The 10,280-nt window shown below is 71.9% G+C and carries 13 protein-coding genes; 3 read left to right on the forward strand and 10 right to left on the reverse strand.

All coding sequences use genetic code 11. The features are described 5' to 3' along the window. Positions 1-21 precede the first annotated feature (21 nt). A complete protein-coding gene (locus tag ACXJMZ_RS20895) occupies positions 22-645 on the reverse strand; it encodes a LysE family translocator (protein WP_457031574.1) in 624 nt (207 codons plus the stop codon). A gap of 119 nt (positions 646-764) precedes the next feature. Here ACXJMZ_RS20895 and ACXJMZ_RS20900 point away from each other — a divergent pair, with 119 nt between their 5' ends. After that, entirely contained in the window at positions 765-1,235 is a 471-nt protein-coding gene (locus tag ACXJMZ_RS20900; RefSeq protein ID WP_057239419.1) for an Lrp/AsnC family transcriptional regulator, read from the forward strand. An 11-nt stretch (positions 1,236-1,246) separates the two neighbouring features. Here ACXJMZ_RS20900 and ACXJMZ_RS20905 read toward each other — a convergent pair whose 3' ends face one another. Further along, complete coding sequence (locus tag ACXJMZ_RS20905; RefSeq protein WP_457031575.1) at positions 1,247-1,549, reverse strand: antibiotic biosynthesis monooxygenase family protein; 303 nt, start codon at positions 1,547-1,549, stop codon at positions 1,247-1,249. 152 nt (positions 1,550-1,701) lie between these two features. On the opposite strand from ACXJMZ_RS20905, the gene ACXJMZ_RS20910 reads away from it, so the two are divergent. Then, positions 1,702-1,980 carry a Prokaryotic metallothionein gene (locus tag ACXJMZ_RS20910; protein WP_457031576.1) on the forward strand — a complete coding sequence of 93 codons (279 nt, stop codon included), beginning with the start codon at positions 1,702-1,704 and terminating at the stop codon, positions 1,978-1,980. Here the strand turns inward: ACXJMZ_RS20910 and ACXJMZ_RS20915 are convergent. From ACXJMZ_RS20915 to ACXJMZ_RS20945, 7 genes are all read right to left on the reverse strand, one after another. Continuing rightward, positions 1,958-3,223 carry an ATP-binding protein gene (locus tag ACXJMZ_RS20915; protein ID WP_457031577.1) on the reverse strand — a complete coding sequence of 422 codons (1,266 nt, stop codon included), beginning with the start codon at positions 3,221-3,223 and terminating at the stop codon, positions 1,958-1,960. The genes ACXJMZ_RS20910 and ACXJMZ_RS20915 overlap by 23 nt on opposite strands. Positions 3,224-3,318: 95 nt before the next feature. Next, positions 3,319-3,786 carry a GNAT family N-acetyltransferase gene (locus tag ACXJMZ_RS20920; protein ID WP_457031578.1) on the reverse strand — a complete coding sequence of 156 codons (468 nt, stop codon included), beginning with the start codon at positions 3,784-3,786 and terminating at the stop codon, positions 3,319-3,321. Between the two features lie 23 nt (positions 3,787-3,809). Continuing rightward, complete coding sequence (locus ACXJMZ_RS20925) at positions 3,810-5,081, reverse strand: cytochrome P450 (RefSeq protein ID WP_457031579.1); 1,272 nt, start codon at positions 5,079-5,081, stop codon at positions 3,810-3,812. Between the two features lie 62 nt (positions 5,082-5,143). Beyond that, positions 5,144-5,929 (reverse strand): EI24 domain-containing protein, encoded by a 786-nt coding sequence (locus ACXJMZ_RS20930; RefSeq protein WP_457031580.1) that lies wholly within the window; start codon positions 5,927-5,929, stop codon positions 5,144-5,146. Between the two features lie 27 nt (positions 5,930-5,956). Further along, positions 5,957-6,478, reverse strand: coding sequence for a hypothetical protein (locus ACXJMZ_RS20935; RefSeq protein WP_457031581.1), 522 nt, complete (start codon positions 6,476-6,478; stop codon positions 5,957-5,959). Positions 6,479-6,554: 76 nt separating this feature from the next. Further along, positions 6,555-8,090, reverse strand: coding sequence for an alkaline phosphatase (locus tag ACXJMZ_RS20940; protein WP_457031582.1), 1,536 nt, complete (start codon positions 8,088-8,090; stop codon positions 6,555-6,557). Positions 8,091-8,243: 153 nt separating this feature from the next. Then, a complete protein-coding gene (locus ACXJMZ_RS20945) occupies positions 8,244-8,645 on the reverse strand; it encodes a PPOX class F420-dependent oxidoreductase (protein WP_457031583.1) in 402 nt (133 codons plus the stop codon). A 136-nt stretch (positions 8,646-8,781) separates the two neighbouring features. Between ACXJMZ_RS20945 and ACXJMZ_RS20950 the strand changes: the two genes are divergently transcribed. After that, on the forward strand, positions 8,782-9,270 hold the full coding sequence (locus ACXJMZ_RS20950; RefSeq protein ID WP_457031584.1) for a cupin domain-containing protein: 489 nt from the start codon (positions 8,782-8,784) through the stop codon (positions 9,268-9,270). 2 nt (positions 9,271-9,272) lie between these two features. On the opposite strand, the gene ACXJMZ_RS20955 is transcribed toward ACXJMZ_RS20950, so the two are convergent. Continuing rightward, positions 9,273-10,280 (reverse strand): hypothetical protein (locus ACXJMZ_RS20955; RefSeq protein WP_457031585.1); only part of this gene is annotated, 1,008 nt, incomplete at its 5' end.

The following is a 10,280-nucleotide window of genomic DNA, read 5'->3' on the forward strand; positions in this document are numbered from 1 at the left end:
CCGGGCGCGGGGCTCTTACCGTCAGGCCGTCGCGGTCGCCCCGGCCACCAGCAGGAGCAGCACCGCCGAGACCGCCGTCAGCCGCCGGGCGGCGGTCGGCGTACCCGCCAGCGAACCGCCGAACCGGGCCGCCGTCACGGCGACCGCGCCGTACACGGCCGCACAGCAGAGCACGTTCAGGCTGCCGAGCGCGAGCACCTGCCCGCCGATCGGCATCCCGCTGTCCGGCTCGACGAACTGCGGCACCAGCGACAGGTAGAGCAGCAGCCCCTTCGGGTTGAGCAGCGCGGTCAGCATGCTCTGCCGCAGCACGGTGCCGGTGGACTGCGCGGGTGCGGGCGACAGCTGACCCCCCGTCCGGCGCAGGCCGATCAGCATGGTGACGGCCAGCACCGCGAGGTACGCCGCGCCGGCCCAGCGCAGCGCGGGCAGTACGGCGGGCACCGCCCGGAGCGCGGCGGCGAGACCGGCGGAGGAGAGCGCGGTGTGCACCGCGTACCCGGCGCAGACCCCGGCCACCGCGAGCAGGCCGGCCCGGCGGCCCTGGCCGAGGCCGCGTGCGGCGATGTAGAGCCAGTCGGGCCCGGGGGTGAGGACGAGCAGCAGATCCACGCCGAGGAAGAGCAGCAGGGTGTGCGGTGCCATGGTGCGGTGGGGCTCCTCGGTGGGATCGGGCTGTCGATCTCCGAAGGTAGGCGGAACGCCCCGGCAGCCGATGGCAACTTCGTGCTCGCCATGGCGGTGGAATGGCACAATGTTGCGCCATGGACCGAATCGACCGCAGAATCCTGCACGAGCTCCAGCAGGACGGCCGCCTGACCAACGCCGAGCTCGCCGCCCGGGTGGACCTGACCCCGTCCCCGTGCCTGCGCCGGGTCCGGCAGCTGGAGCAGGACGGGGTGATCCGCGGCTACCGCGCCCTGCTCGACGGGGCGGCGCTGGACCGGGGCTTCCAGCCCTTCGTGACCATCGTGATGCGGCACGAGGACAAGGCGACGGTGGCCGCCTTCGAGCGCCAGGTCGCCGAGCTGCCCGAGGTGGTCGAGGCGCACCGCCTGTTCGGCGACCCGGACTATCTGCTGCGGATCGCGGTGGCGGACATCGCGGCGTACGAGCGGTTCATCACCGACGTGCTCTCCGGGCTGCCCGGGATCGCCCAGGTGAACTCGCACCTGACGATGAAGCAGGTGAAGGCCGATCAGGGGCTGCCGACGGGCATCGTCCGGTCCCGCTGAGACCGGTCGGTCTAAAGCAGGGTCGGCACGAAGTGCGAGACGGTCGGCGGGTGCTCCAGGTAGCCGAGCTCGCCCTCCGCCCAGACCGGCCTGATCCGCCACATCGGCCCGGCGTACGCCCGCACCGCCGTCTCGTCCCGCCAGCGGGTCAGCAGCAGCACCCGGTGGTCCAGCTCGGTCGCCGACCTGAGCAGTTCGGCGCCCTCGAATCCGTCGGTCTCCTGCAGCGCGGGCAGCACCTCGTCGCACAGCTTTGCGCAGAACTCGTCCACCCGTCGGGGCGCCACCTGCGCCTCCCAGATCCGGACGATCATTTCGACCACCTCCGAGCCCACTCCCTCCAGTATCCGTTCGGCGGTATCCGTTCGGCCGCACGCCGATTGCCGGGCCCGGCCGCCACCCGGAGATTGGAGACAGCACGGCCGAGCCCGGCCGGGCACCCCCCGCTGAGAGACGGAGCTTCCCCATGGCGGTCTGCGCGGCCTGCGGCAACGACTACTGGCTGTCCTTCGAGATCAAGACGGTCACCGGCGACACCTACACCTTCGACAGCTTCGAGTGCGCGATGGAGAAGCTGGCGCCGCGCTGCGAGTACTGCGAGGTCCGGATCGTCGGCCACGGCGTCGAGGTCTCCGGCAAGTTCTTCTGCTGCGCCAACTGCGCCCGCCGCGACGGCGGCCTGGGCGAGCAGATCCGGGACGCGGTCGGCACCCACCCGGGCGTCACGTCCGGGCGTGCGAAGTGATGTCGGCGGTGAAGTCCTCGATCATCGCGGGTGTGACGGTCGGGCGGCACTGGTCGATCGCCGTCAGGTAGTCCCCGGTGGTGGCGCCCGCCGGACCGTCGCCCGCCAGGTCGCGTTCGAAGGCGGCCTGGGCCGCGCTCCGGGCGGCGTGCTCGATGTCGGCCGGGGTGAACAGCTCGCTCTGCTCCACCAGCAGATCCAGCTCGACCCCGGCCCGGCCCTCGGCGTACCGGGCCCAGATCGCCTCGCGGGCCACCGGGTCGGGCGTGCCGATCGGGATCAGGTAGTCGAACCGGCCGTGCCGCAGGAAGGCCGGGTCGAGCGAGCGGATCGAGTTGGTCGCGCAGACCAGCAGCCGCTCCTCGCCCTCCCGGAAGCCGGGGATCAGCTTGAGCAGTTCGTTGGTCACCCCGTGCAGCCCCGACTGCACCCCCTCGCCCCGGACCGGCGCGATCTCCTCCACCTCGTCGATGAAGACCAGCACCCGCTCCAGCTCGGCGATCCGCCCGAAGGCCGTCCGCAGCGCCGCCGCGAGATTGCCCTCGTCGGCCAGCCGGGACGGCAGCAGTTCGACGAACGGCCAGCCCAGCCGGGAGGCCACCGCCCGGGCGAAGGTGGTCTTGCCGGTGCCGGGCGGACCGAACAGCGCGATCGCCCGGGGCGGCCGCACCCCGTGCCGGGCCGCCCGCTCCGGCTCGGCCAGCGGCTGCACCACCCGACGCTCGATCAGGTCCTTCTCGGCCGCCATCCCGGCCACCTTGCCCCACAGGTCACCGGGCAGCAGCCGGCCGCCCAGCTCCTCCAGCGCATTGCCGCCGGGCCCGGTCGGCTCGGCCTTCTCGAAGTACGCGACGGCCGGCCGCCGGGTGTACCCGGCGTTGCGCAGGCCTTCGCCGAGCTGCTCCTCCTCCGGCAGCACGTACGCGATCCGGCGCACCCGCCGCTCCAGCAGCCGCCGCTCCAGCTCCCGCAGCAGCCCGCTGGCCAGACCACGGCCGCGCCAGGCCGGGGCGATCGCGATCCGCATCACCCAGGCCCGGTCCCCCGCCAGGTGCGCCAGCGCCGCCCCGATCGGCACGCCCCGGCTGACCGCCACCACGGCGGGCTGACGGGAGGTCAGCGCCGTGATGCACTCGGCCAGCGAGTACACCGACTCCTGGCCGAGCTCGGCCGTGGTGTCGATCAGGTGCACCACCGCGGCCAGGTCGTCCTCGCGGTAGTCGTGAATCAGCCACTCGTTCATGCCCCGGAACGCTAGGGCCACTCCCCGGCGGCCGGTCCCCGCCGGAACGGACAAGCGGCACCGCGAAACCGTACGCGCCGCCGCTTGCCGCTCGGCTACAGCTCCAGCGCGGCCACCGTCTCGCCGCCGCTCTGCTCGCCGGTGGGGCGGAAGCCGAGCCCGAGGTAGAAGCCCTCGGGGCCGTGCTCGCCCGGGTGCCAGGTGACGGTCAGCCGGGTGCCGCCCCGGCGGCGGATCTCCTCGGCCACCGCGTGCACCGCGAACTTCCCGTAGCCGTGGCCCTGTTCGCCGGCGGCGATGTTGAGCCGCCACAGGCCGGAGCGGATGTCGGTGCCCCGGCCGTCCCCGAGCCAGTCGATGTCGAGGAAGGCCATCACGAAGCCGACCACCCGCTCGCCGTCGACGATCGCGCGCGGCCAGGCCACCCCCGGGTGCACGTACGCCTCGGCGAGCGACTTGACCACCGGGCTGACCGCGAACTCCTGGTCGAGGTGCACCTGCACACCGAGTACGGCGTCCAGGTTGTCGGCGGTGACCGGTACGAGGCGGGGTGAAGTCGTCATGCCGGGCACCGTAATCGAACTGATCAGCTGGACGGAACCTGATATCCGAAGCGCAGGGCCCTGACCCGGTTGTCGAAGTTGGAGTGGATCAGCTCGGGCTCGCCGATCGAGTGGATGTCGGGGAGGCGGGTGAGGAGTTCACGGAACAGCACCTTCATCTCCTGGCGGGCCAGGTAGGCGCCGAGGCAGAAGTGCGGGCCGCCGCCGCCGAAGCCGAGGTGCGGATTGGGCGTGCGGGTGATGTCGAAGGCGTCCGGGTCGGTGAAGACCGCCTCGTCCCGGTTGGCGGAGCCGAAGAACAGCACCACCTTCTCGCCCTTCGCGAGGTGGGTGCCGTTCAGCTCGTGGTCGGCGGCGACGGTGCGGCGGAACTGGATGATCGGGGTCGAGTGCCGGACCATCTCCTCGACCGCGCCGCCGAGGTGGGTGTCCAGGTCGGTGAGCAACAGCTCGCGCTGGTCCGGGTGTTCGGTGAGCAGGTGCAGGCCGTGGGCGAGCGCGTTGCGGGTGGTCTCCACCCCGGCCACCAGCAGCAGGGAGAAGAACGCGCCCAGCTCACGGGAGTTGAGCCGGCGGCCGTCCACGTCGGCGGTGACCAGCGCGGAGATCAGGTCGTCGGTCGGGCGGCGCCGGCGCTCCCGGCCGAGGGCGGCGATCGAGCCCTGCATCCGGGCCAGCGCCCGCAGGCCCTTGCCGGGGATGCGGATCCGGCTGCGGGCGACGCCGGTGTTCTCCGAGGCGTGGTTGATCTGGGCCAGGATCCGGTTCCGCTGCGGCTCGGGGATGCCCATCATGTTGCAGATCACCCGGTAGGGCAGTTCGGCGGCGACCGCGCCGACGAAGTCGGTGGGGCGGCGGGCGATCACCTCGTCCACCAACTCCCGGGCCACCGCCCGGATGTCGTCCTCGACCTTGGCGATCAGACGCGGGGTGAAGGCCCGGGAGACGATCCGACGCAGGTCGGCGTGCCGGGGGTCGTCCAGGTTGACCATCGAGTCGCCGAACAACGTCCGTACCCAGCGCGCCGGTTCGGGCGTGGTGACGCCGGGGCCGCTGATGAACACCTCGGGCGTCCGGCTGGCGGCGACCACGTCGGCGTGCCGGACCAGCGCGTGGAAGCCCTTGCCGGTGCGCAGGTCGGTGAAGTACACCGGGCCGCCGAGGGTACGCAGTCGGGCGAAGGCGGCGGCTCTCTCCGGCAGCGGGAGCCGCCAGAACTCCGGGTCCGCCAGGTCGATGCCGGTGGGAATTCCCAGGTCCGTCCGCCGCGAACCGATATCCGCCGTTGCACTCATGTCGGCAGTTATCGTGCAGGTTCGGACGGAATGTCAAATTCCCACCGGTATCTCATATTTACTTACTGGTACGGCAATTCCGATTCTTCTTCGTCGTCCTCCGGCTGCTCCTCCACCGGCGCCAGGTCGCGTGCCAGCAGGGTGGCGCCCGCGACCGCACCGGGCATCGCCAGCACGGTGACGAACGGCACCAGCATCAGCAGCATCAGCGGCATCCCGAAACCGAGCGCCAGCCCGAGCCGCCCGCGCAGCAGCCGCAGCCGCTCCCGCTGCGGGACACCGCGCCGCTGGAGGCCGACGGCGGTCAGCTCGGCCGCCATGAAGTAGCCGGAGACGGCGAGCGCGACCACCGGCACCACGGTCTGGCCGACCACCGGAATGAACCCGCAGAGGAAGAGCACGATCCCGAACGCCAGCACCCGGACCAGCACGTACAGGCTGTCCCGGGCCGAGATCACCAGCTCCTGCCAGAGCGTCAGTTCCGGCTTCGCCGGGGCGCCGCCCTCGGTCTCGTCCACCTGCTCGCAGAGCGACTCGTAGAACGGCTGCCCGATCAGCAACGTCACCGCCGTGAAGGTCACCGCCGAGAGCCCCACCGCCGCTCCGACCAGGGCCACCAGCACCGCGCCCCGGACCAGGCCCTGCCAGGGTGAAGCCCAGTCGTCGGCGAACGGGGTGGCCCAGTCGACCACGTCCCCCGACCAGACCACCAGGGCGGCCAGCGCCGCCACGTACCCGGCCAGGGCGATCAGCGCCGGGATCATCCCGAAGCCCCACCAGCGCCCGTGCCGCGCCACCCACTTCTGACCCTTGAACAGGTAGCCGATCCCCGCCACAAAATCTCGCATGCGGGGAAGCCTACGATCCGGGGTCGGCTACTCGTTGACCAGGACCGGCACCGTGAGCACCGCACCGGCCGGGGTCCCGGTGAGGCCGGTGGCGGGTACGGTGAAGTCGATGCCCTCACCCTCGGCCCGGCGGTCGCCGTGGCTGACTCCTGCGGTCTCCTCCTCCTGGTACTGGAAGCTGCCGGAGCCCAGCAGCCGGCCGTTCGCGTCGTAGAAGGCAGCCCGGACCTCCAGCACGAGCAGGTCGCTGACGTCCGAGGTGATGGCGAGGTGGCCGGTCACGGCGGTGCTCTTCGGGTCCAGGCGCAGGCCGGTGAACTTGATCCGGTCGGTGAACGGGCCGTCCTCCAGCCGGACTTCACCGGCGGCGGCCGGGCTGCCGAGAACGGCGGCCGGGGCGGGCGCCTCGCGCGGGGCGGGCAGGGCGACAGCGGAGACCGAGGGTGTCTGCACCGGAGCGTCCTCCGACGGTCCCGAGCAGCCGACCGCGAGGGTCAGGGCCAGGGCGGCGAGCGCAGCGGCAGCAGCGCCGCGGGTGACGGGGATCATGGCCAACTCCTGAGGCGGGTGCGGGGCCGGGAGGAGATCCTCCCGGCCCCGGTACGTACGACAACTACCCAGCGGGTCAGTGCTGGTGGGGCGCCTTGCGGAACAGCGCGCGGTACATCTTGGTGTAGAGCTCGGTGTTGTCCTGGCTGGCCGCGAACGCCTGGCCGCCGGGGCCGTACGCGAAGATCGGCACGTCGGCACCGGTGTGGTTGCCGGACAGGTAGGTCAGCCACAGGCTGGCCTGGGCGCTGCCGTCGACCACGCCGGCCGCGTCGTCCGGGGTGCGGAAGGTGGCCGGGGCGAAGTTCTTCGGGTCCTGCGAACCGGCCCCGTTGACGATGCCGCCGGAGCGGGCCGGGTCCTTGACGTTGGCGCCGGCCGAGCGGGCCGGGGAGCTGTTGTTCGCGGTGTTGCCCGCGTCGCTGTTGGCCGGCGGGGCGGCAGCCTCGGCGTTGGTGAAGCTGCCCTTCTCGATGATGTTGAAGCCGGCGCACTCGTGGTCGGCGGTGACGATGACCAGGGTGTGGCCGTCCTTCTTGGCGAAGTCGACCGCAGCGGCCACCGCGTCGTCGAAGGCCTTGATCTCACCGAGCGTCTGGTCGGCGTCGTTGGCGTGCGAGCGCTTGTCGATCTGCGCGCCCTCGACCTGGAGCACGAAGCCCTTCGAGTCCCGACGGCCGTTCAGCAGCGAGATCGACTTGCTGGTGAGCTCCGCGAGGGTCGGCTCCAGCTTCTGCGGCGCACCGGCGGGCAGCGCGGTCTTCGCCCGCTCGACCGTCAGGTTGCCCCGGTTGAACAGGCCGATGACCTTCTTGCCCTTGGCAGCGTCCAGGTCGGCCTTGGTGGCGACCTGCTGGCTGGCGGCGGTCTGCGCGGGCAGCGCCGGGTCGCCGAAACTGCCCAGCACCTGGTAGCCCTGCGCCTGCAGCGCCTTCTGGTCGTCCGGCTCGAAGCGGGCCAGGCCGCCACCGAGGATCACGTCCGCCGTGCCGTTGCGCGCGATCTGCTCGGCGATCGGCGTGATCAGCGTGCCGTCGGAGGGCTTGGCCTCGTAGCTGCCGTCGGCGTTCTTCGGCAGGCAGGCGGCGTCCGAGTAGACCGGGCCCTGGCAGCCGCGCAGCAGCGCGTGGCTGAACTGCCCGGCCGGGGTGGCGTCGGTGATCTCGGCGGTCGAGACGTTGCCCGTGGCGAAGCCGGCCGCGTGGGCCTGCTCCATCAGGGTCACGACGCGCTTCTCGGTGCTGTCGACCCCGAGCGCGGCGTTGTACGTCTTCACACCGGAGGACCAGGCGGTCGCCGAGCTGGCCGAGTCGGTGACCAGCGCGGGCTGCTGACCGCCCTTCTCCACGGCGTAGGTGGACACGGCACCGGTGTACGGCATCCGCTCCATGGCCAGCTTCCCGGCCGCACCGTAGTAGCGCTCCCGGCCGGCGGTGACGTGGGTACGCCCCATGCCGTCACCGAGCAGGTAGATCACGTTGTGGATCTTGGCCTGGTCCCGGTCCTGATCCCGGCTCTCGTACGTCTCGGAGCTGGCGGTGGCGGCGGTGCCGCCCACCAGGGCGCCGACCGCGACCAGTACTGCGGAGGTCTGCCAAAGGCTGCGTCGCATGGAGCGATGTCTCCTCGAAGCGTCTTGACGCGCGCGGCCTTCACGCCATGCGCGGACCCGGTTCACCCGGGCGTCGCCAAGCTAGGGGCAGCACGTGAACGCGACCCCATGCCGGGGAGACCCCTGGTCGAACACTTCGACGGCCGGTCGGTCTCAGTCCTTCAAGGTGATGCGGATGCCGATGGTGCCGTGGTCGCCGCGGCGGAGCTTGCTGCCGAGCACGGTGACCACGCCGAGCAGGCCGTACTTGCGGCGCAGCAACGTCCGGTAGGCGGCGGTCTGTTCGGGGGTGAGGAGTTCGGCGGTGGCGGGGACGGAGTCGCCGGTGGACTTGCCGCGCGCGTCGCAGGGGCCGACCAGGACGTCAGCGCGGTTGCGGATGCGCTTGACCTTCCAGGAGTCGGTGACCGTCCAGACGCCGAGGGCGTTGCCGTCGCGCACCACCCAGACCGGGGTGGGGACGGGGGTGCCGTCCTTCTTGTACGTGGTCACCAGCAGGTAGCTCCCGGCGGCCAGGCTGCGGATACGTTCGAGCTGCTCGGGGGAGGCGTCCATGGCGGAAGTGTACGGGCTCCGGCCGGTGCTCAATTGGCCCAAGGAAGTGATGCTCAAATGCACCGAACTGATGGGCCGTCGGCTCGGTAGGTTAGGAGATGTCAAGACAAGCGCAGCAGTTCGAGGGGAACGCACCATGTCCAACGCTCACGATGTCGTCCTGGTCCGCGCCGCCGATGCCGAGGTTCTGGCGGACGCACCGGGCAGCCTGATCACCCTGCTGGCGGACTCCGCGCAGACCGGCGGCAAGGTCACCAGCAACCGGGCGACGTTCGAGAAGGGCGCGATCGGCGCTCCCCCGCACTTCCACACCCGGGCCACCGAGTTCTTCTTCGGCCTGGAGGGGCAGTTGGACGTCCTGATCGGCGACCGGATCGAGACCCTCGGCCGCGGCGACTTCCTCGCGGTGCCACCCGGCACCCCGCACGCCTTCGCCCCGGCCGCCGACTCGACCGCCGACGTGCTGGTGGTCTTCACCCCCGGGATGGACCGCTTCGACTACTACCGCCTGCTCGACCGGGTGAACAAGGGCGAGGCGAGCGTGCAGGAGATCCGGGAGTCCGGGCAGCACTTCGACAACCACTACTTCGAGAGCCCGGTCTGGGCCGGGCGCGCGGGCCGCTGACCTCACCGAACGCCGAGGCGCCCCGGACCGATCGGTCCGGGGCGGTCGGTGCCGTCGCTGTCGATCCAGCGGACCAGGGCGGTCAGCTCGGCGGGCTCGTACGCGGTCACGGCACGGCCGGCGGTGATGGCCGGCTTCTTCGGGCGGCGGGCCTGCTTGGGCTCCTCGGCGACCGGCTCCTGGACCTCGGGCTCGGGCTCCACCTCGACCAACTCGGGCTCGGCGACGGCGATTTCGGCCACCACCGCGACCTCGGGCTCGACAACCGGCTCGACCTCGGGCTCGGGGGTCACCTCGGCCACAACCTCAACCTCAGGCTCGACAACAGCCTCAGGCTCCGCCTCAACGACAGGCTCGGTCTCCAGAACCTCGGGCTCGGGCTCCGCCTCGACAACGGCCTCGACCTCAACGGCCTCAGGCTCAGGCTCGACGACAGCCTCGGGCTCAACCTCAGGCTCGACCTCGGCCTCAGGCTCAACGACAGGCTCGGGCTCGACGACGGGCTCAGGCTCAACGACGGCCTCGGGCTCGACGACGGGCTCAGGCTCAACGAAAGGCTCGGGCTCAACTACGGGCTCGGGCTCGACAACAGTCGCCGCCTCCGGCTCGCGCGGACCTGCCGCCAGCGCCTGGATGGCCGCCTCCTCGGTGGCGGTGCCGTTCAGCCGGTCGTACGCCGCGAGTGCGGCGTCCCGGTCGGCCTGACGCTCCGCCAGCTCGGCCAGCAGCTCGCCGAGCCCACCGTCCGTCAGAGCGGTGTGCAGCGCCCGGAGCGTGGGGAGGCGGTAGAGGGTGCCCTCGTCGGCGGCCAGGCGGTCGACCAGGTCGGCGAGTTCGGTCAGCGGCAGGGTGTCCAGGGACTGGCCGGGAAGCAGGGCGGAGAGCGTCCGGACTGCCTGGCCGAGCTCCTCGACGGCCTGGGCGACAGCGGTCAGCCCGGCGGCGTCGGTCACCGGCACGGGCTGGGCCGCGGCACCGGCGGCAGCGGTCCAGTCGGCCTGCGTCGCGGC

It is taken from the genome of Kitasatospora sp. P5_F3, from assembly GCF_054049135.1.